Consider the following 18,954-nt stretch of genomic DNA (forward strand, 5'->3'; position numbering starts at 1 on the left):
ACGTTTCCTCTTTGAATTAGCGCAAGCCCAACCCGCGGGCGATGATGCCACGCAGCACTTCGGTGGTCCCGCCCTGGATCGTCAGCTTGGGCGCGGTCTTGATGGCGAAGTCGAGCTGCTTTTCCAGCGTCTCGCGGTTGGTGGCGGTCTCCTCGACAAAGGCTGAGAGCTCGCGCACGCGGTGCGGCAGTTGCTGCTCCCAGATGGTGCCGATGTCCTTCACGATGGAAGCCTCGACCACCGGCTCCTTGCCGGCCTGCAGCATGCCCGCGACCGACACCGACATGCGCCGCATCGTGTGCACCTGCGCCACCAGGCGGCCGATGCCCTCGGCGCTGCGGGTATCGGGATTGTTGCCGACGGCGCGGACGAGTTCAGTCAGAACGTAATAGGTTTCGAGGAAGCGCTCGGGGCCGCTTCGCTCATAGGCGAGCTCGCTGGTCGCTTGCTTCCAGGCGCCGTCGATTTCGCCGAGCACGTGGTCGTCGGGAACGAAGTAGTCGGTGAACACGACTTCGTTGAATTCATACTGCCCGGTGATCTGGCCGATCGGGTTCACCTGGATGCCCGGCTGCTTCATCTTGACCAGGAATTGCGTTAGCCCGTGGCGGCGGTTCTCCTTGGTCGGCGGCGAGGTCCGGAAGATCGCGATCATGTAGTCGGCGATATGCGCCGAGGAGGTCCAGATCTTGGTGCCGTTGATCAGATAGCCGCCGTCGGTTTTTGTGGCGCGGGTTTTCGCCGCGAACAGATCGGAGCCGGAATTCGGCTCGCTCATGCCGATGGCAAAGCAGATCTCGCCTTTGCAGATGCGCGGCAGGATCTCCATCTTGATGTGCTCGGGCGCGTATTTCAGAAGCACCGGGCCGCTCTGGCGGTCGGCGACGAAGAAGCGCCGCGTCGGCGCATTCGCCACGCGCATTTCCTCGGTCACCACATAGCGCTCGAGGAACGAGCGCTCGTGGCCGCCATATTTCTTCGGCCAGGTCATGCCGAGCCAGCCGCGTTCGCCGACCTTGCGGGAGAATTCCGGCACGTCGGTGTCTTCGCGGTTCGGCTTGTGCGGATCGAAAGTGCCGGCGGCGATTTCCTCGGCGAGGAAGGCGCGCACTTCCTTGCGCAATTGCTCGCACTTGGGCGGCAGGCGGATCGGATCGAAACGGAGGGCTGCGGTCATTGTTATTCTCTATGCAGGCAAATCGGTGTTGACGTCAGCGCGAGGCTACCAGCGGCCACAATTCATCGGCACCGCGGTTGCAAACAAGCTTGCCCAGCTCGACCGCCCAGTAGCTCTCGGAGCCGAAATCGTCGCGCCAGGCCAGCGCGCGCAGCGAATAGCGATGCAGGATGTGCTCGACGGTGAAGCCGATCGCGCCGTGCACCTGATGGGCAATGGCGCCGCCTTTCTCTGCTGCTTCCGAGCAGCGGATTTTTGCTGCCGCCGCTTCGAGAAACACTTCGTCGTCGAAGGTTTCCGCGTTGGCGATCGCATCCGCCGCCGAAGTCGCCGCCGCCAGCGCGGCTGCCGACTCGCCTGCGAGCCGCGCCAGATTGTGCTGCACCGCCTGGAACTTCGAGATCTTCTTCTCGAATGCGACGCGCTCGTTGGAATAGCGCACTGAAATTTCCAGCATCGATTCCAAGGCGCCCGCGATCTGCAACGCACGCGCAACGCCGCCCATCAGCATCAACCGGGTCTGGTCGAAACCTTGTGGCGCTTCCTTGGTCGTGACCGGCTGCACCTTGTCGAGCGTCACGGTATCGGAATTGTCGCCGCCTAAACCGATGCCGGCTTCGATCCGGCATTTGGACGCATCGACCAGCGCGATCGAGACGCCGCCCTTGGCATCGCTGGCGAGCACCGCAAAATGTTTTGCAGCCTTGGCAAACGGCACGCCGCGCGCCCGGCCCGACAGGCTGCCGTCGGCATTGACGGTAATCCGGTCCTTGGGGCTCGCGGGCACCACCGTCATCTCGCCGTCGGGCGAGGCGATCTTGGCCTGCGCCAGCAGCCAGCCGGCCAGCATGGTTTCGGCGAGCGGCACTGCGACGGCAAAGCGGCCGGCGGCGCTGAGAACGCTAAAGCCTTCGGCGAGCGAGGCGCCGGAGCCGCCGCAATCTTCCGGCACCCAGGCCAGCGGCAGTCCGGCATCCGTCAGCGCCTGCCACAGCGGGGCCTTCCACTTGCCCTTCTCGTCGCGATTGATGGTTTGGGCGTCGGCGAGATCGGCGAAGATTTTCTCCGCGGTCTCGGCAACGATGTTCTCACTCTCCGCCACAGCGTTCCCCGAATTTGAGATTGGCATGCCAGTCCCGACAGTTACGTCGGGTTTGGCTGCGGTCTTTTCTTGCGCTTAATGATGGGCAAAAGCCATAGCCGTGACAAGCGCTGTCCGCAGGGCGGCATGAGGCGTTGGCATGAAGGCCATCAGGCAAAGAATAAATTCCGCTTAGTGGAACGCTCGCGGATTTGCACGCCGTCTGTCGCGCGATATGGTAGCCACTAAAGCCTCTCCACGGGCGGATCGAAACCCAGCCAAAAGCAACAAAAGGAAATGCGGATGTCGAAGGATGGTTTGTGCGCGATTGTCACCGGTTCAGCTTCCGGCCTGGGAGCGGCGACCGCGGCCATTCTGGCAAAGGGCGGCGCGCGCATCGTCGTCAACTATTCCAACAGCAAGGCGGAAGCGGAAGCTACCGCCGACCTCTGCCGCAGCGCCGGCGCCGAAGTCGTGGTGGTGCAGGGCGACGTGTCGCGCGACGAGGACTGCAAGAAGATCGCGGCCGCGGCCGTGCCGTGGGGGCGCCTCGACGTGCTCGTCAACAATGCCGGCACCACCAAGCACGTGCCGCATCACGATCTCGACGGGCTGACGGCCGAGGACTTTCAACGCATCTATGCGGTGAACACGATCGGCCCGTTCCAGATGATCCGCGCGGCGCGCGCGCAACTCGAGGCCGGCGCGAAAGCCACCGGCCGGGCGTCGGCCGTGGTCAACGTCTCCTCGGTCGCCGGCATTTCCGGCGGCGGCTCGTCAGTCGCCTATGCCGCGAGCAAGGGCGCGCTCAACACCATGACGCAATCGCTGGCACGCGCGCTGGCGCCCTTGATCCGCGTCAACACGGTGTGCCCCGGCTATATCGATACGCCCTGGTTCACCAAGGGCCGCGGCGAGGCCGGCGCCAAGGCGGTGCGCGACGCCGTGGTGGCGAAGGTGCCGCTGAAGGTGGCGTCGACCGCGGAAGACATTGCGCAGCTCGTGTGTTTCCTGGCGTCGCCGGCGTCGAGCAACATGACCGGCGAGTTCGTACGCATGGATGCGGGCATGCATCTGGTGTTGTGAGGGCTACGGATTCTGAACTAACCCCGTCATTGCGAGGAGCGCAGCGACGAAGCAATCCATATCGCCACTTGCGGCACCATGGATTGCTTCGCTTCGCTCGCAATGACGGCGGAGGGGACTTCGCCCCCTATCGATTCCCCGGATCCGGGATCACGCGTCTTGCTACCAGCCGGTTCCAGATGAACAGCACCACCAGCGCGCCGATGGTGGCGGTGATGAAGCCGGCGCCCTGGTCGGGGCTGTAATGGCCGATCGCCTGGCCGATCCAGGTCGCCAGAAACGCGCCGGCGATGCCGAGCACCGTGGTCAGGATGAACCCGCTCGGGTTGTTCGGACCGGGTGAAAGAATCCGCGCGATGATGCCGGCGATGAAGCCGACCAGGATGATCCAGAGAATGCCGCTCATGGTTGTCCCCTTCCAACATATCAATGGGTGAAGTGCACGGCGCGGACCGCGCGCCGCGCCAACACGGCGTCAGAGTCGGCCTGATAATTCGTTCTCGTCCGGCAACCGGCCATCCGGCGTCAAATGATTGACGACATCAGGCAGAAACTGGCTGAGACCTTGCAGCAAATCGTTGCGCGAAAGGCCGCTTTGCGAGGCGAGGGACTCGATCTGGTCGGCGCCGAGCGCATTGGCGAGATCGCCGGGCGCGACCTCCTTGTTGGGGCCGTTGCTGACCCAGGAGTCCGCCTGATCGCCAAGGCCGTTCTGTTGCAACTGCTTCATGAGGTCACCGAGGCCGCCGCTCAGGATGGTGCCGGCCGCGCCGCCCGCGAGCAGGCCGCCCAGTCCGCCTTTGAGCATGTCGCTGAGGCCACCGCCGCCCGGCAAACCGGCCTGCACATTGCCCGGTGCCGGTGCCGGTCGCGGCGCGGGCGCCGGTTGCGGCGCGGAGCCGGTCTGGTTGCCGCTAAAATGCTTGATGCCTTTCCAGGCCAGCAGCGCCAGGATCGCCATGGTCAAGGGCGACATGCCGCCGCCGCTATCGGATTCTGCGCTGGGCCGGCTCGGGCCGCGCGGGCCGTTCTGCATGCCGTTGAGTACGTCGAGTAAACCCATGGTCGTCTCCTCCGCGTAGCCCCGTGCGAAACATAAAGTCGGCCCATGACAGTTACAAGGTGACGGTTACACGGTGACAAGGCGCGGCCGGCAATGCGTTCGATAGGCACTGGCTGACGGTTCTGCTACCGAGGCTTGTTGCAACGCGATGGGTGTCAAATGGTTTCGGGCCAGACGATCGGTGTCGCGGGGGCGGGCAGCATCGGCTGCTTCGTCGGCGGCATGCTGACGGCCGGCGGCCGCCGGGTCGCGCTGCTGGCGCGCCCGCGGGTGATCGCTGAAATCGAAGCGAGCGGCCTGCGGCCGACAAGCTTTGAAGGCTTTGACCAGACCATCACGCGCGATCGGTTCGCATTGTCGGAAAATCCTGGCGTGTTTGAGAATGCCGGCGTCGTGCTGGTCACGGTCAAGAGCGCGGATACCGCTGCCATGGCGGACGTCATCGCAAGGCACGCGCCATCAGATGTCGTCGTCGTCAGCCTGCAGAACGGCGTCGGCAATGCGGCCGTCCTGCGCGACCGCCTGCCGGGCCGGCGCGTGCTCGGCGGCATGGTGCCGTTCAACGTGATCGCGCTTGGCAACGGGCGGTTTCATCGCGCCACCTCGGGCGACATCGTCATCGAGCAGGACGAGGCGCGCACGGCGGAGACGCTGTCGGTGCCGGGATTGAAGGTGCGGCCGACCGGCAACATCGAGGGCGTGCAATGGGGCAAGCTGCTGCTCAATCTCAACAACGCGCTCAATGCGCTGGCCGACCTGCCGCTGCGCCGGCAATTGGCGCAACGGGAATGGCGGCGACTGTTCGCCGACCAGGTCGCCGAGGGGCTGGCGGCAATCAAGGCCGAAGGCATCAAGCCGGTCTCGCCGACGCCGATCCCGTTCGGCTGGCTGCCGTCGCTACTGCGCCTGCCGGACCCGATCTTCGAAGCGGTGCTGGGGCGCACGATGAAGATCGATCCCGAGGCGCGCTCGTCGATGTGGGAGGATCTGCAGCACCGCCGCCGCACCGAGGTCGATTATCTGCAGGGCGTCATCACCGGGATTGCCGATCGCCGCGGGCTGGATGCGCCGCTGTCGCGCCGGATCGTGGAATTGATCCGGCGGGCCGAGCGCGACGCCAACGGCTCGCCCGGCCTGACGCCGGAGCAGATTCGTGCGGGCATTTGATTGGGGCTTGAAACGGTGCTGATCCAGCGCAAATTGCGTATCGCAAAGCCGATGGGAGAAGCGACATGAAACGAACGGGCCTCGCGGCGCTGGCGATCGCCATTCTGGCCGGCTGGGCGCTACTCTCGCCCGCGCAGGCCGTGCCGCCGACGGCAACGCCGTCACCGGGCTATGACGCGCGACTGCAGGAGCAGCGGGCGGCGGCGCGGGCGGCCACAACGCCGGCCGTGAAGCCGCGCCGGGTCAAGAAGCCGCGGACAAAATAATGCCGATGGCGCCACGTGAACGTCGCGGCCATTCTTGTTGGAATACACCAGATAGCGCACCGCCAAACAATTAGGGCCGGTGGTTATGGGTCCCTGCGTTCGCAGGGACGGCTAGGATCTAGCCCTTCTTCTGCTTGGCCGGCGGCGGCTGCTGCTGCGGATTGAACATCCGCTTCAACTCGTTGATGCTCTCCGAGAGCCGCGGCCATTCGCAGGAGAACTGGTTCTTGGCGCACTGCGCAGCCCGGATGCGCGCGGCCTGCTTGACGGGACTGGCTACCGGTATCGGCACCCTTTCGGTCTCGATCGGCGGAGCGACCTGCATCGCGTTCGACTGCTCGGCGCGCAGCGATACCTGCTGCACCTCTTGCGCGGGCGGCGGCTCCGGCTGCTGCTTGGCTGCCTGCGCCGCGGCGAGGTGATTGCGGCGCTCGCGCTCCAGATAGGCGGTGTAGTGCTCGTCGATCTTCTTCTGCTCTTCCGGCGTCGGATTCGGGCCCGCGATGTCGAAGGTGCGGTCCTGCATGAAGTCGTAATAGGTGTAGCCGCCGCCTGCCTTGCGGCGACCGGCGAACTTCGCGTTGCATTCGGCCAGCTTCGCCGTTTTTTCTTCCTTGGTCTTCGCCTTCTCCGCCACATCGGCACAGGATTCGAAATCCACCGGCGTGCTGCGCCACCATTGCGCGTTCGAAGGCGCCGGCGCGAACACGAGCAGGCCTCCGATCGCGGCAAAGACAAATGACGGTGCACGTGAGGCGATCACGGACGATTTTGCTCCAGTCGATTCTTGGGAACTTTGATTGAGCCGATTGTCATCATTTTGGCAGCGCTGTCACGCCGAAATTGCACGATTTTCCCGCTGGCGTTGTGACTCTATCCGCTGGATGTGACCGATGGAACACAGTGCTAGGCCATTAAAAATCTTGAAGAAATTCAACAGCAAAACAAAGTTCCGCGCGCAATGTTGCACCGATTCTAAGCGCATCTTTTGAACGCGAGCGGATAAGCACGCCACATTGTGGCAAGAATCAGTCAGCCCGCGCGTGCACGCGCCAGGGTGCTCGATGCCGTTTCATCGAACGTGGCGCGATAGAGTCGCGCGAACTCGCCCATGTGATGGAAGCCGTGGGCGCGCGCGCATGACGTTACGGTGATTGCGTCGGAGCCCTTCACGAGTTGTGTGCGGGCCGACCAAAGCTGCCTGAGGCGCAAATAGCGATGCAGGCTCATGCCGCGAACGCTCGCCACCGCCGTGCCGAGTGTCCTGACTGATACGCCGCATTGCTCGGCAAGGTCGGCGCTGTAGATCGCCGAGGCCGGATGAAATGCGACGTATTCGTCGATCATGCGAACGAGGCGACAATAACCCCTGCTTGCGATCCTGCCAGCCACGTCAGGCGTCCTGCCACGGCGGAACATCTCGTCGATGGCGAGCAGCAGGCCTTCCTGGAGGGCCAGCGCCGAGTTCGGCTCCTGCAACAGCTCCGGTCTGGCGGAAGCCATCTGCAAGATACCGGTCGTAATGGATCTGACCGTGGCGAGAGCTTGGGCATCCGGGGTGAATGGGCAGAGCCGGTCCGGCGTATCGAACCACTCCCGATCGCGCAGGCCGGCGCCCAGCGTGATGATTGCGTGCAGCGACCCGCGGGGTTCGACGAACTGCAAATCGACATTGCCGCGCATGCCGATGAAAGTCGGACGGTCCACGGACATGCCGTTGACGACGACATCGTAATCGTTCTCGATCTGGAAGATGACGACGCCGTGCGTCGCGCGGTAGCTGACATCGACAATGCGGGGGAACGAAGTGAGCACGGCGACCTGGCAGCCCGGCAACTGCACCATCGCGCGCGCGGTATGGAAATTCGCAAGGCTGAGCGGGATGCTGCGCGCGTCAGCAACAAATTCAACCGGTCGGAAGGCATCGATGTCGGAGAACTGGACGATCGAAAGCGCCGACGAGGGGGCAAGCTTCTGGAACTGCATCGTGAGGCACCGGCAGCGCGAATCTCTTGCCGCCAGCGTCGGCGGGGTCTGGTTAAGGTCGCATTAAGAAGTGTGGCCGGGGAGAGGATTGTAAGCGGCTTTCGGTCGCAGAGAAACCTGAAGCAGGGCGTTGCTTCCACGCTGTGTGACGCCCGCCCACGCTACGTGGGTTCACGCCGCGCCGGCTGCCCCGTCTTCCGACCGGTCGACCGGCCGGCCGGACCCATTCAAATCCATTATACCTGCTCAAGCGGAATGCTAATTGTTTTGCCGCAACCGACGTCATCATGTGCCGGCTGGTCTGGAGCCCTCGTTGTCGGGCGTGCCGAAGCCGCAGGAAGGAAACAGTTTCTATGAGCATCACCACGGCCATGACCAGCGTGCCGAAGCCCGCAGCCGACCTGATCGAAGCCTTCCGGGACGCGCCGACCTCGATCATCTCAGACAATCTCGCCCGCCTGCCGGGCGCCGTGGGTCTGCGGCCCTTCCATCGCGGCGGGCGGCTGGTGGGGGTAGCTTTCACCGTGCGGACGCGGCCGGGCGACAATCTGGCGATTCACAAGGCGCTGGAACTGGTTGGGCCCGGCGACGTGATCGTGGTCGACGGCGGCGGCGACGAGACGCGGGCGCTGGTCGGCGAAATCATGAAGACCATCGCCGAATATCGTGGCGCCGCAGGTTATGTGATCGACGGCGCGATCCGCGATGTCGCGGCGTTCGCTGCGTCCGACTTTCCGTGTTTCGCGCGGAGTGCGATCCACCGCGGTCCCTACAAGAGCGGCCCGGGCGAAATCAACGTGCCGGTATCGATCGGCGGTTCGGTGATCTCTCCCGGCGATATCGTGGTCGGCGACGAGGACGGCGTGGTGTCGTTTCCTGCCTCGACCGCAGCCGGCCTGCTGGAGGCGGTCCGCGCCCAGGTCGCGCGCGAGGAGCAGACCCTCGTCTCGATTCGCGAAGGCCGCTATCAGGGCAGTTACGGCAAATCCTGATCGATACGCATTGGAGGATCCATGAGCCAGAAAGACGAATTCCACAATCTGGATAACACGGCCGACGGCCTGTTTCGCGAGCTCGCCGCCGGCGTCACCACGCGCATTTTCTCCGGCGAGCACGCGATGCTGTCGGTGGTGACGCTGGCGCCGCATTCGCAAGGCACCCTGCATCACCACCCTGAGGAGCAATGGGGTGTGCTGCTCGATGGCTCCGCAATCCGTGTCCAGGGCGGGGAGGAAATTCCGGTCAAGAAGGGCGATTTCTGGCGCACGCCCGGCAACGTGCCGCACACAATGCGGGCTGGACCGGAAGGCGCCCGCGTGCTTGACATCTTCAGCCCGCCGCGGCCCGAGTACAAGAAAGCGGGATCCGGCTTCGGCACCTAAAAAACAAGCCTGCGAACAAAACAAAAAAACGCAGGCGGCAATGGGAGGAGAGGTTCAGTGAAGATTACACGACGCAACTTGCTTGCGGCGTCAGCCGCGTTTGCGGTGACGCCGGCGCTGGCGCAAGGCGCCAAGAACATGACGCTGGTGGTGCCGTTTCCGCCGGGAGGATCGACCGACGCGCTGGCGCGGCTATTGCAATCTCATTTGCAAACGAAACTCAGCCGCACCGTGCTGGTGGAGAACAAGTCGGGCGCGGCCGGCTCGCTCGGCGCCATCCAGGTCGCCAAGAGCGCGCCCGACGGCGCGACGTTCCTGGTGACCTTCGATTCGCACGCCGTGATTCCCTCGATCCTGGAAAAGCCGGGAGTGGATGTCGAGAAGGATCTGGTGCCGGTGTTCCTGGTCGGCACCGCGCCTTATGTCGTGGCGGCGAATGCCGAGCGGCCGTACAAGAACTTTGCCGACGTGGTGGCGGCCTGCAAGAAAAATCCCGGCGCGGTGAAATACGCCTCCGTCGGCATCGGTACGCTCGGGCATCTGGCGATGACGGTGCTCGGCAAGAAGGCCGGCGTCGAGATCACGCATGTGCCTTACCGCGGCGGCGGCCCGGCGATGAACGATGTGCTCGGCGGCCATGTCGACATGATCGTGGGATCGGCGGCGCTGATCACGGCGCAGCTCGGCACCAACATGCTGCGGCCGATCCTGCAGATGGGGCGCGAGCGGATGCCCGTGCTCAAGGACACCCAGACCGCGATCGAGGCAGGCTTTCCCGATTTCGAGACACTGGCCTGGTGGGGCATCTTTGCGCCCAAGGACACGCCGGCCGATGTCATCGCCGCCATGGCGAAATCGGTCAAGGAGATTTTGAGCGAGCCGGCGGTGGCGACGCAGTTGCAGGAAACGCAGCAGATGACGCTGCTGCTCGCCGACGGCAAGGCGTTCTCGACATTCTTCGCCAAGCAGGTCGGCATCTGGGGCCAGGTGGTGCGCGAGAATAATATCAAGGCGTAACGCGGCGGGCCGTCCAGTTCTGTGATCAGCCATGAAAAAGGCCCCACAAATGTGGGGCCTTAACCATCAAAGCGTCAAACGCCTCAATTGTAGTCTGAATATTTGAACTGCGGCATCGCCTTGAGCTGCTCCTTGGTGCCGCTCATCACCGCATGATCCGGCGTCCAGTCGTTCGCAGTGGTGGTGCGCGCGGTTGTGGTGGTGGTCGTCGCCGCACCGGTCGTTGTTTCCTTGGTGGTCTCGCGCGTCGTCGTTGCCGGGGCCGTCGAGCTGGTCCGGGCCGGCTCCTCCATGAATTTGAGCTTGTCCATGGACACGGCGATGTCGTGCTCGCCCATGCCGAGGAAGCCGCCGACGCCGATGACCACGGCAGCGACCTTGCCGTTCTTGTCCAGAATCAGCTCGTTGATGTCGCCGAGCTTCTCGTTGGCTTCATTGTAGACGTCGAGGCCCATGAGCTTGGATGCGCGCCAATTGCCCTTGAGCATCATCTTCTCTTGTGTGCCGGCGCTGGTCGCGGCAGGCGCGGCTTTATCCGCCGGCTGGGGCGACTGCGCATAGGCGGGCACGCTGAACACGGCGGCGCTCAACAGAGCCGCAGCTAAAAGTTTCTGCATTTTATCCTCCTCGGAAGTGATCGATGTTCCTAGAACAGGGCGCAAGCGCGAATGTTCCTCGGCACTTTTCCAAGAAGTTTTGGAACAGGCCTTCAAGATGCGGCGCGGCGATACCGGCGGCGAACGCTGGCCGGCAAGACAGGTCGGATGGCCGCGGGCCTTATGTGTCCCGACTCGGAAACACGTTCTGGCAGTCCGCGTTGAAATATCGGCTCATGCCGGGTGGCAACCGGCCACAACGGAGAATGATGAACGCAGTTATTTTGCCGGTTTCTTGCTGCGACACCAACGCATCGGTACGCGCTGACATCTAACCCGTTCCCGGCGTGAGCGCTCCCTTTCATCCGGCGGCTAGCCCAAGAGGGCTGGCCAAGAGGGCTGGCGATGGCAGGTCCGCTTTGCTATGAAGCGTCCCAAGCACCTGCGCTCCAGCAGGTCCGCGGTCCCGTAGCTCAGCCGGATAGAGCGACGGTTTCCTAAACCGTAGGTCGGAAGTTCGAGTCTTCCCGGGATCGCCAGCTATTCCTCGCCTCTCTGGCGATCTGCCTTTTGCTCCATCTGTGCGATTTCTATCGTGACGTGCGCCGCGCGCCCGCTACAATGGTCCAAACGTTGGGGGCGTTTGCATGCTGGCTGTCTGGTACTACACCGAGGGCGATGTGCCGTGTGGTCCCTTGCCGCTCGCCGAACTGCTCCCGCTCCTTTCGCAAATGACCGATCCCCAGCATGTCAAGGTTTGGCGGCACGGCTTCGACGACTGGAAGCCGGCCGGGGAAGTACGCGAGGTTGCTCGGCACCTGCCGGCCGTAGAAGGCGTGACGGAGGTGAAGAGGATCGAGTCTGAGCCGTCCGGCATCGGCGGCTGGCTTGGCCTGCTGGCGCTCGGTCAGGTGATCGGCATCCCACGCCAGCTCATGGCCGTCGGCCAATACCTTCAAGGGATCAGCGCCGATATTTGGACGCGCTTCCCGATCGCGCTGTGGGGCGAGATGGTAATGTACGCCGCGTTGATTGGCCTATCGATCTACACGACCTGGCTCCTGTTCAGTCACTCGCGCCGCTTTCCAGGCTTCTTCCTTGCGCAAATGGTCTGCGTCATCTTCTTTCCGGTCGTGGACCTTTTTTGGGCCGCGACGATCTTCTCGGTCTCGCTCGACCAGCCGATGAGTAAGTTCCTGACTGTCGAGCCCCTCGAGGGCGGCAAAATGGTCGTTACCGCGATCGTTTCGCTGATCTGGATTTCCTACGTGCTGCGCTCCCGGCGGGTGGCAAACACGTTCACGAAGTAAGGAGCCCTCTCCACATGCGCGGGGAGATGCGGACGCATTTGTCGCCCTGGCGAAAGTTAAGCAGCCACGCCCTTATCCAGCAAAGCCTTGAATTCCGCCCGCGCGCGTTGCGCCTCGCGCTTCGCCGTCTCCGACGCTTCGCCAAGCCCGAAATAGCCATGGATCAGACCGAGGCCGTCGTAATAGCTGGTCGGCACGCCCGCGGCCTTGAGTGCTTCCGCATAGGCCTTGCCCTCGTCGCGGAGCGGATCGAACCATGCGGTGCAGACGATGGCGGGCGCAAGGCCGGCGAGATTTTTCTTGCGCAGCGGCGAGACGCGCCAGTCGGTGCCGTGGGTGCTGTCTTCGAGGTAATGGCCGCAAAACCATTCCATGGTGGCGCGGGTGAGGAAATAGCCGTCCGCGTTTTCGGCGCGTGAGGGAAAGCGCGCGTTCTCTTTTGTATCGGCGAAATTTCCGGCGACGTCGGTGACGGGATAGACCAGCAATTGCGCTGCCAGTTTGATGCCGGCGTCGCGGCAGGCGATGGCGGTGGTGGCCGCCAGATTGCCGCCGGCGCTGTCGCCGGCGACGCCGACGCGCGCCGCATCGCCGCCGAATTCGGAGATGCGGGCGATGACGTCCTTGACTGCCGCGAAGGCATCCTCGAACGCGCCGGGAAAACGCACCTCGGGCGGGCGGCGATAATCGACCGAGATCACGACCGCGCCGGTCTCGATCGCGAGCCAGCGCGCCTGCCGGTCATGGGTCTCGAGATCGCCGGCCACCCAGCCGCCGCCATGGAAGAACACGACCGTCGGCGATTTGTCGGCCGAGTTCCGATAGACCCGCGCGGCCAGGAAACCGGCTGCGCCCTTCACCTTGATGTCCTCCGCGCTCATTACCGGCGGCGGCGGAACCGCCGCGCGCGCGGCCGCCAATGCGCGCAGCGCCTCACGCGCGCTCTGCGGCGTCATCGATGTGGGGTCGCGCAACGGCAGCAGCGGGATGATCTGGGCGACGACGGGATCGAGCGGCGGAATCATGGGGCCTCGCAGGGAACGGTAGAGTGCCAGAATAGGTAACGCGCACGGCTGCGGCAATTGCGCTGGACGCTACCCAGACCCGCCGATTTCCCTCAATTGATAATGATTCCCTTTGAGCCGGCGCGTGGCGCGCGTTGCTGGAATCAGGGCGCCGTTTACTTCTGGTTATCCCTAAACAAGCGTGCACGGGGAACGGCCGGGGCTGCCGCTCATTACTCCCACCAGAGGGAGTGTGTGATGGATCAAATCTCCGGAATGGATCGGGCGCTCGACGAAATGCTGGTGCAACTCGGCGGGATGGTGCTGAGGTTGTCCAGCCCGCAGGTGACGCGCACGGCCGAGGAGCGGCACGCGCTGGCGTGCTCGGTCAATCAATATTCGGTTTGCGCGGCGCGCTCCGGCGATCCGCGCGTGCACCAGCTCAAGGCCGAGCTGGAGGAGACGATCAAGCCGCATTTGCGGCTGGTTGCCAGCAGGTAATGCAGCCGTTCGACGGCAGCGGCGTCAATGTGCACAACCACGACCGGGTGAAGACCGGCCGTGGGTAGCGCGCGAATGGCTCAGAGCGTCTTGAGGTATTCGATCAGTGCCTTCCGATCGCCCTCCGACAGCGCCGGCCCGATCACGCCCTTGATTTCCTTGTCCTTGTTGTAGTCCTTCCGGAATTCGTGGCCTCTGTTCGAGTTTCCGCGAATGGAGGTGTCGAACAGGAAACCGTTGGTGATCGGGTCGGTCTTGTAACCGAGCTTCACGGGATCGTATTCGCGACTGCCGAGGTAGAATGTCTTCGGCCGTTTTTCGGGGTCGCCGAGCAGGTCGTCGATGGTCGGCACCGAGCCGTTGTGCAGATAGGGCGGCGTCGCCCAGACCCCGTTCAGCGGACGGACCTTGTAGGCCAGTTCACCGCGAAGTTCGTTCGGCATGTACCCGTCGATGCGTTTCCGCTCCGCTTCGCTGACCGGCGGCTTTCGCTGGTCGAAGCTGTAATTAACGGTCTTCTCGACCAGTTCGCCCAGCGCGAATGCGAAGCTTGGATTCTTGATGCCGAGGTTTTCGGGCACCGCGACCGTGCGGGCCAGCATGTCGGCGGCCTGCGCGTCGTCGGTTCCGATATGCGAGATCGGAACGTTTTCCACCTTGAGAATTGGCTCGCCAGCCTGGTTCTTGGTCCACCAGTCCTTGTTGTTGAAATCGTAGAATTCCGCACTCGTGATCGGTGGCCGGTGGCACTCTTGGCAATGCGTCTTGTAGAGCTTGGCGCCCTCGTCGGCCAGTTTCTGGTCGTAGGCCGGCAGAATGTCGCCCGGCCATTTCGGGGATTTCAGCCCCGAAAATCCATCCTTCGCGTTCGGCGGTTTCTTGCCCTTGATCATCATCTCCATTTCATCGAGTGCGTCGACGTTGACGCTCGATTTGTAGAGACCCTTGGATGGTTCGGTCAGATTGAGTTCGGCTGACACGCCGAGCGATTCGCCGGCGTTGCGCACCATCGGCTGCATGATGGAGCCGTTATACTGAACCCAGTCGAACCACGGCGTGTTCCAGATCCGGGGGTAATGCACTGGCGCGGAGGAGCCGGCATAGTTCTCCGGCTTGTTCAGGTCGATGGAGAACACCTGGTTGCCGATCCGGTTCAGCGCATCCAGTCGGCCGTAACCCTCCAGAATGCTCTGGGAGGCGACGCGCTCTTCCAGATTCTTGACCCGCTTGTACTGGGCGAGAACCTGATCGAGCTGCGTCTTCAGCGTCTCGCGCTCGTCGACGGTGGAGTCCGGCCCCAGAATGCGGTCGGCAAAGCGGCTGAAGCGGCCGGGCCAGATTCGCGTCAGCAGCAGCGAGATGCCCATGCCCTGCTTCATCGCGAACAGATTGGTGAGCGCCGGTCCGCCGTCGATGACGACGGCGGTGCCGTTGTAGGTGAAACTGCCGGTATGGCAGGCTGCGCAGGTCAGGCCGACGCCGTTCATGTCCTTCTTGTCGCGCGGGTTCTTCCACGGCGCCCCGGTCGGGTCCAGCATCGGGGTGCCTTCCGCGAAGCCGATCGGAAGCGCCGTCTTGCCTGATATGATGGTGTCGGCAATGAAGCCGTAGCGATCGAGATAGGCGGGGTCGCTGAACAGACCGGGGTTGGTGAACAAGGGCCAGGGAATCGTCGGCTGCTCCAGCGCCATGAACCATTTGAAGGGAAAGCCGAAGGTCCGCGTTCCCTGATCCTTGTGATAGAACCAGCTCAGCGTTTCCTTATCGATACCCTGGTCGAGCCACACGGTCTTCTTCGGCGTCGGGTGCTCGACGATCTTGACGTGAAGATCCTGCCAGAGCTTGGCGATGTCGTCCTTGAAGGCGGCGTAACCGATACCGATGATCGCCAGCGCGATCACGATTTTTGCAATCCTCTTGCCCCGCATGGCCTGCCCCTTCTCAAAACCGCGCTGCGCGCGCGCAATATTCGTTTGCTGTCAAAAGGCGCCGAAAAAACGAATCACCCTCGGCGTGCGATCAAGTATCATGCCATCCTATAGTGGCATCACAAGCCTGTCCACGAATCCTGCACTTCAGCCTGAAGCAGCATTTTTTGCGACGATCACGGCATATTAAGGCGCGCCCGAAATCCCTTCGATTGATTTCGGAGTGTCGCCTTGAAATATGCCCAGGAATTGCTTGCCAGCTTTTCGGCGCAGACTTGTATGAAAAAGCCGCTTGACTTTGACGTTGCGTCAAACCCGCATATCGCGCTCCTCGAAACAGAGGAGCCCGCCCATGTCCACCCGCCGCAGCTTTCTTCAGTTTTCCCTTGGCGCCCTTGCCATCACCGCCACCGCGGTCATTTCGTCGCATCGCGCCCAAAGCCAGGGCCGTACGTTCAAGGTCGTGACCCGGGACGGCACCGGGCTTTTCGTCAAGGATACCGGAGGCTCGGGCCGCGCTGTCGTGATGACCCACGCCTGGCCGCTGAACGCCGATATCTGGGACTATCAGGCCATGCAGCTTTCAAAGGCCGGCTTACGTGTCATCACCTATGATCGCCGCGGGTTCGGCCGCTCGGACAAGCCCGCCGGCGGCTATGATTTCGATACGTTCGCCGACGATCTCGCCGATGTGATCGAGCAAACCGGCGTACGGGATGCGACGCTCGTCGGCTATTCCATGGGCGGCGGCGAGGTGGTGCGCTATCTCGCGCGCCATCGGGGCCGCCATGTCGCAAAGGCCTGTCTTGTCGGCGCTGCCGCGCATTTTCTGATGAAGAGCGAGAACAATCCGATCGGGATCGACGGCGCGGTGTTCGAAGGCATCAAGCAAGGCGTCCAGGGCGACCGCAAGGCGTATCTGACGGGCTTGCTCCGCGACGTATTCCTCGACGCCAGGCGGCCATCGACCCATAGCGTGACGCAGGAGATGGTCGATTCGACGCTTGCCATGGCGATGCAGGCCAGCGTCGCTGCAACGGCGGCCTGCGTCGACGCCTTCGCGAAAACCGACTTCCGGCCCGAACTCGCTGCCGTGAAGGTGCCGGCGCTGGTGCTGCACGGCACATCGGACATTCCGGTGCCGTTCGCGATCGGCAAGGCAACGGCCGACGGCATCGCCGGATCGAAGCTGATCGAATATCGTGACGCCTCGCACGGCATCGTGCTGACCGAAAGGGACCGTGTGACCCGCGACCTGCAGGCCTTCATCGCGAGCTGAGCTACGCCGATGGATCGCCACCAGATTGGAGCACCCTGATGTTTCGTATCGGTGAGTTCGCCCAGATCGCGCAAGTCTCGGCGAGGCAGTTGCGCTTCTACGACCAGCTTGGGCTGCTGCAGCCGGCCCATATCGATCGTGAGACCGGCTATCGCTACTACAGCATCCGGCAACTGCCGCGGCTGAACAGCATTCTTGCGCTGAAGGAACTCGGCCTGACGCTGGAACAGATCGGCCCGCTGCTGAAGGACAGCATTTCGGCGACGGAGCTTCGCGCCATGCTCACCCTGAAACGGGCGGAGGTGGAGCGCTCGCTGCACGAACAGCAGGCGCAGTTGCGGCATATCGAATCCCGCATCGCGCAAATCGACCGGCATGGCGGGACGGAGGGGTTTGACGTCATCCTCAAATCGGTCGAGCCGGCGCCGTTCCTGTCGCTGCATTGCGCCTACGCCGACATGGACGAGGCCGTCCGCATGATCAGCCTCGTCGCCGAGGACGGCGCGCGGCAGATCAAGCCGGCGCTGCGGGACAAGCTGATCGTGGTCGCCCGCAACGACCGTGATGACGAGAAGCTCGATCTCGAAATCGGCTTTTCATTGACCCGGCCCTCGAACGCCGCCGTCCGCCTCCGTGGCGACTACCTGCTGCGGGCGAGCGAACTGCCGGCAGTGGAGACGATGGCGACCATCGTGCGGCCGGGCACCAACCTGGAGAGCCACACTTCGTTCGGTGCTGTCGGCACCTGGATCGAGGCCAACCATTATCAGATCGCGGGACCATGCCGCGAAGTGTTCCTCGAGCCGATCACCGGTCCACCAGGCTTCGAGGGGGCGCTGGTGGAAATCCAGTTTCCGGTCCGGCAGGTCGCCTAGTTTCGCTTCGCTTTCCCCGAACCACCCATCCCGGGCGCACGTGCGTTCCGGCAACGCGAACCGCTGTGTCGGAACCCGGCCGGCGGTCAAACCGCAACAGGAGTGAACATGCTTACGATCCACGGCGTTCCGCTTTCCGTTCATACCCGCAAGGCCATCGTCACCGCGATCCTGAAGAAGGTCGATTACAGATTTGAGGTGGTGATCCCGGTCATCCCCGGCAATCCGCCGGCCAACTGGAGCACGCTCAGCCCGACGGGGCTCATTCCCGTCTTGCAAGATGGCGACTTCACGCTCGCGGATTCGACCGCCATCTGCCTCTACCTCGACAGGAAGCAGCCCGCGCCGCCGATCTTCCCCGAAGACATCAGGGACTATGGCCGGGTGCTGTGGTTCGATGCCTATGCCGGCGGCACCATCTTCCGGCATGTCGTCCATCCGCTGTTCGTCCAGACGATCGTCGGTCCCAATATCCGCAACGTCCCGACCGACCGGGCTGTGATCGACGACGTTCTGACCAATGTGCAGCCGAAAATCCTCGGCTATCTCGAATCGCAGATCGCGGGCAAATATCTGGTCGGCGACACCATGACACTGGCTGATATCGCCATCGTGTCGAACTTCATTGTCTATCAATATCTGGGCTTTGAAATCGACGCTTCCCGCTATCCGAAGCTTGCCGGATATCTGCGGGAGATCGCGGCGACCGCCGTGTTCCAGCGGGCGCTGGCGGACGAAAGACCGTTCGTCGACCAGATGGGGCTGAAGCGGGGCTTTCTTTCGGCGGCATGAGGTTTAAGAGTACGGCAACGCCGGCCGCGGCTGCTTGGGCCGCGGGCGGCTTGTTGCCTTTTTCGATGATAGAGTCTCGATTATGCAGTTGAACATCGGTCACATCACATGACGGCAGCCGAGGCGCAATCGCTCCGGATTGAGGTGGGCTCCGATCAGGCGGTTTCCGCGCTGCTGATCGAGCCATCGCAATGCCGCGCCTGTTACGTGTTCGCGCACGGGGCCGGGGCGGGCATGGCTCATGCGTCGATGGCAACGGTTGCCGCGGGCCTCGGCGAGCGTGGCATTGCGACGCTGCGCTATCAGTTCCCCTATATGGAGAAAGGCGGCAAGCGGCCGGATCCGCCGGCGGTTGCGCACGCCGCGGTGCGCGCGGCGGTGGCGGAAGCCGGGCGGCGCCTTCCCGCGCTGCCGCTGATTGCGGGCGGCCGATCGTTCGGCGGG

Annotated in this window: 21 protein-coding genes and 1 tRNA gene; 13 read left to right on the plus strand and 9 right to left on the minus strand. The window is 63.4% G+C overall.

Going from position 1 to position 18,954, the window contains the following annotated elements; genetic code table 11:
• Positions 1–16: 16 nt before the first annotated feature.
• Both CQ12_RS03235 and CQ12_RS03240 read right to left on the minus strand, forming a co-directional pair.
• A complete protein-coding gene (locus CQ12_RS03235; protein ID WP_057833926.1) occupies positions 17–1,177 on the minus strand; it encodes an acyl-CoA dehydrogenase family protein in 1,161 nt (386 codons plus the stop codon).
• 34 nt (positions 1,178–1,211) lie between these two features.
• Positions 1,212–2,279 carry an acyl-CoA dehydrogenase family protein gene (locus CQ12_RS03240; RefSeq protein WP_057833927.1) on the minus strand — a complete coding sequence of 356 codons (1,068 nt, stop codon included), beginning with the start codon at positions 2,277–2,279 and terminating at the stop codon, positions 1,212–1,214.
• 282 nt (positions 2,280–2,561) lie between these two features.
• On the opposite strand from CQ12_RS03240, the gene CQ12_RS03245 reads away from it, so the two are divergent.
• Entirely contained in the window at positions 2,562–3,344 is a 783-nt protein-coding gene (locus tag CQ12_RS03245; protein ID WP_057833928.1) for an SDR family NAD(P)-dependent oxidoreductase, read from the plus strand.
• 127 nt (positions 3,345–3,471) lie between these two features.
• Here the strand turns inward: CQ12_RS03245 and CQ12_RS03250 are convergent, their stop codons facing one another.
• A complete protein-coding gene (locus CQ12_RS03250; protein WP_057833929.1) occupies positions 3,472–3,750 on the minus strand; it encodes a GlsB/YeaQ/YmgE family stress response membrane protein in 279 nt (92 codons plus the stop codon).
• A 69-nt stretch (positions 3,751–3,819) separates the two neighbouring features.
• A complete protein-coding gene (locus CQ12_RS03255) occupies positions 3,820–4,407 on the minus strand; it encodes a YidB family protein (protein ID WP_057833930.1) in 588 nt (195 codons plus the stop codon).
• A gap of 159 nt (positions 4,408–4,566) precedes the next feature.
• On the opposite strand from CQ12_RS03255, the gene CQ12_RS03260 reads away from it, so the two are divergent.
• Together CQ12_RS03260 and CQ12_RS03265 are read left to right on the plus strand one after the other, a co-directional pair.
• Entirely contained in the window at positions 4,567–5,574 is a 1,008-nt protein-coding gene (locus tag CQ12_RS03260; protein WP_057833931.1) for a 2-dehydropantoate 2-reductase, read from the plus strand.
• Positions 5,575–5,639: 65 nt separating this feature from the next.
• Entirely contained in the window at positions 5,640–5,840 is a 201-nt protein-coding gene (locus tag CQ12_RS03265) for a hypothetical protein (protein WP_057833932.1), read from the plus strand.
• Positions 5,841–5,958: 118 nt separating this feature from the next.
• On the opposite strand, the gene CQ12_RS03270 is transcribed toward CQ12_RS03265, so the two are convergent.
• Both CQ12_RS03270 and CQ12_RS03275 read right to left on the minus strand, forming a co-directional pair.
• The gene (locus CQ12_RS03270; RefSeq protein ID WP_057833933.1) at positions 5,959–6,603 is read right to left on the minus strand and encodes a hypothetical protein; all 645 of its coding nucleotides are present in this window, start codon (positions 6,601–6,603) and stop codon (positions 5,959–5,961) included.
• 269 nt (positions 6,604–6,872) lie between these two features.
• Positions 6,873–7,826, minus strand: coding sequence for a helix-turn-helix domain-containing protein (locus CQ12_RS03275; protein WP_057833934.1), 954 nt, complete (start codon positions 7,824–7,826; stop codon positions 6,873–6,875).
• A gap of 353 nt (positions 7,827–8,179) precedes the next feature.
• On the opposite strand from CQ12_RS03275, the gene CQ12_RS03280 reads away from it, so the two are divergent.
• From CQ12_RS03280 to CQ12_RS03290, 3 genes are read left to right on the plus strand one after another with little or no spacing between them, the layout of a single operon-like run.
• Positions 8,180–8,818 carry an RraA family protein gene (locus tag CQ12_RS03280; protein WP_057833935.1) on the plus strand — a complete coding sequence of 213 codons (639 nt, stop codon included), beginning with the start codon at positions 8,180–8,182 and terminating at the stop codon, positions 8,816–8,818.
• 21 nt (positions 8,819–8,839) lie between these two features.
• Positions 8,840–9,208 carry a cupin domain-containing protein gene (locus tag CQ12_RS03285; RefSeq protein ID WP_057833936.1) on the plus strand — a complete coding sequence of 123 codons (369 nt, stop codon included), beginning with the start codon at positions 8,840–8,842 and terminating at the stop codon, positions 9,206–9,208.
• A gap of 57 nt (positions 9,209–9,265) precedes the next feature.
• A complete protein-coding gene (locus tag CQ12_RS03290) occupies positions 9,266–10,225 on the plus strand; it encodes a Bug family tripartite tricarboxylate transporter substrate binding protein (RefSeq protein WP_057833937.1) in 960 nt (319 codons plus the stop codon).
• Between the two features lie 83 nt (positions 10,226–10,308).
• Here CQ12_RS03290 and CQ12_RS03295 read toward each other — a convergent pair whose 3' ends face one another.
• On the minus strand, positions 10,309–10,842 hold the full coding sequence (locus CQ12_RS03295) for a PRC-barrel domain-containing protein (RefSeq protein ID WP_057833938.1): 534 nt from the start codon (positions 10,840–10,842) through the stop codon (positions 10,309–10,311).
• 441 nt (positions 10,843–11,283) lie between these two features.
• On the opposite strand from CQ12_RS03295, the gene CQ12_RS03300 reads away from it, so the two are divergent.
• Both CQ12_RS03300 and CQ12_RS03305 read left to right on the plus strand, forming a co-directional pair.
• Positions 11,284–11,360: transfer RNA gene (locus CQ12_RS03300), tRNA-Arg, on the plus strand.
• Between the two features lie 108 nt (positions 11,361–11,468).
• Entirely contained in the window at positions 11,469–12,131 is a 663-nt protein-coding gene (locus tag CQ12_RS03305) for a DUF2569 family protein (RefSeq protein ID WP_057833939.1), read from the plus strand.
• A 56-nt stretch (positions 12,132–12,187) separates the two neighbouring features.
• Here the strand turns inward: CQ12_RS03305 and CQ12_RS03310 are convergent, their stop codons facing one another.
• Complete coding sequence (locus tag CQ12_RS03310) at positions 12,188–13,156, minus strand: alpha/beta hydrolase (RefSeq protein ID WP_057833940.1); 969 nt, start codon at positions 13,154–13,156, stop codon at positions 12,188–12,190.
• Between the two features lie 237 nt (positions 13,157–13,393).
• Here CQ12_RS03310 and CQ12_RS03315 point away from each other — a divergent pair, with 237 nt between their 5' ends.
• Complete coding sequence (locus CQ12_RS03315; protein ID WP_057833941.1) at positions 13,394–13,636, plus strand: hypothetical protein; 243 nt, start codon at positions 13,394–13,396, stop codon at positions 13,634–13,636.
• A gap of 80 nt (positions 13,637–13,716) precedes the next feature.
• Here the strand turns inward: CQ12_RS03315 and CQ12_RS03320 are convergent, their stop codons facing one another.
• On the minus strand, positions 13,717–15,564 hold the full coding sequence (locus CQ12_RS03320; protein WP_057833942.1) for a di-heme-cytochrome C peroxidase: 1,848 nt from the start codon (positions 15,562–15,564) through the stop codon (positions 13,717–13,719).
• A gap of 352 nt (positions 15,565–15,916) precedes the next feature.
• Here CQ12_RS03320 and CQ12_RS03325 point away from each other — a divergent pair, with 352 nt between their 5' ends.
• From CQ12_RS03325 to CQ12_RS03340, 4 genes are all read left to right on the plus strand, one after another.
• Positions 15,917–16,843, plus strand: coding sequence for an alpha/beta fold hydrolase (locus tag CQ12_RS03325; RefSeq protein ID WP_083519107.1), 927 nt, complete (start codon positions 15,917–15,919; stop codon positions 16,841–16,843).
• Between the two features lie 38 nt (positions 16,844–16,881).
• Positions 16,882–17,718, plus strand: coding sequence for a MerR family transcriptional regulator (locus tag CQ12_RS03330; RefSeq protein ID WP_057833943.1), 837 nt, complete (start codon positions 16,882–16,884; stop codon positions 17,716–17,718).
• A 108-nt stretch (positions 17,719–17,826) separates the two neighbouring features.
• Positions 17,827–18,510 (plus strand): glutathione S-transferase family protein, encoded by a 684-nt coding sequence (locus CQ12_RS03335; protein WP_057833944.1) that lies wholly within the window; start codon positions 17,827–17,829, stop codon positions 18,508–18,510.
• 108 nt (positions 18,511–18,618) lie between these two features.
• The coding region (locus CQ12_RS03340; protein WP_347337405.1) for an alpha/beta family hydrolase at positions 18,619–18,954 on the plus strand (336 nt) is incomplete at its 3' end.

This window comes from Bradyrhizobium jicamae, assembly GCF_001440395.1.
Taxonomy (GTDB): domain Bacteria; phylum Pseudomonadota; class Alphaproteobacteria; order Rhizobiales; family Xanthobacteraceae; genus Bradyrhizobium; species Bradyrhizobium jicamae.

Bases quoted from the DNA above. Each gene is read 5' to 3' on its own strand.
- CQ12_RS03330 (WP_057833943.1), top strand. From the start codon at position 16,882: ATGTTTCGTATCGGTGAGTTCGCCCAGATCGCGCAAGTCTCGGCGAGG.
- CQ12_RS03320 (WP_057833942.1), bottom strand. From the start codon at position 15,564: ATGCGGGGCAAGAGGATTGCAAAAATCGTGATCGCGCTGGCGATCATC.
- CQ12_RS03245 (WP_057833928.1), top strand. From the start codon at position 2,562: ATGTCGAAGGATGGTTTGTGCGCGATTGTCACCGGTTCAGCTTCCGGC.
- CQ12_RS03295 (WP_057833938.1), bottom strand. From the start codon at position 10,842: ATGCAGAAACTTTTAGCTGCGGCTCTGTTGAGCGCCGCCGTGTTCAGC.
- CQ12_RS03335 (WP_057833944.1), top strand. From the start codon at position 17,827: ATGCTTACGATCCACGGCGTTCCGCTTTCCGTTCATACCCGCAAGGCC.
- CQ12_RS03260 (WP_057833931.1), top strand. From the start codon at position 4,567: ATGGTTTCGGGCCAGACGATCGGTGTCGCGGGGGCGGGCAGCATCGGC.
- CQ12_RS03310 (WP_057833940.1), bottom strand. From the start codon at position 13,156: ATGATTCCGCCGCTCGATCCCGTCGTCGCCCAGATCATCCCGCTGCTG.
- CQ12_RS03265 (WP_057833932.1), top strand. From the start codon at position 5,640: ATGAAACGAACGGGCCTCGCGGCGCTGGCGATCGCCATTCTGGCCGGC.
- CQ12_RS03315 (WP_057833941.1), top strand. From the start codon at position 13,394: ATGGATCAAATCTCCGGAATGGATCGGGCGCTCGACGAAATGCTGGTG.
- CQ12_RS03255 (WP_057833930.1), bottom strand. From the start codon at position 4,407: ATGGGTTTACTCGACGTACTCAACGGCATGCAGAACGGCCCGCGCGGC.
- CQ12_RS03305 (WP_057833939.1), top strand. From the start codon at position 11,469: ATGCTGGCTGTCTGGTACTACACCGAGGGCGATGTGCCGTGTGGTCCC.
- CQ12_RS03275 (WP_057833934.1), bottom strand. From the start codon at position 7,826: ATGCAGTTCCAGAAGCTTGCCCCCTCGTCGGCGCTTTCGATCGTCCAG.
- CQ12_RS03285 (WP_057833936.1), top strand. From the start codon at position 8,840: ATGAGCCAGAAAGACGAATTCCACAATCTGGATAACACGGCCGACGGC.
- CQ12_RS03280 (WP_057833935.1), top strand. From the start codon at position 8,180: ATGAGCATCACCACGGCCATGACCAGCGTGCCGAAGCCCGCAGCCGAC.
- CQ12_RS03250 (WP_057833929.1), bottom strand. From the start codon at position 3,750: ATGAGCGGCATTCTCTGGATCATCCTGGTCGGCTTCATCGCCGGCATC.
- CQ12_RS03325 (WP_083519107.1), top strand. From the start codon at position 15,917: ATGTCCACCCGCCGCAGCTTTCTTCAGTTTTCCCTTGGCGCCCTTGCC.
- CQ12_RS03235 (WP_057833926.1), bottom strand. From the start codon at position 1,177: ATGACCGCAGCCCTCCGTTTCGATCCGATCCGCCTGCCGCCCAAGTGC.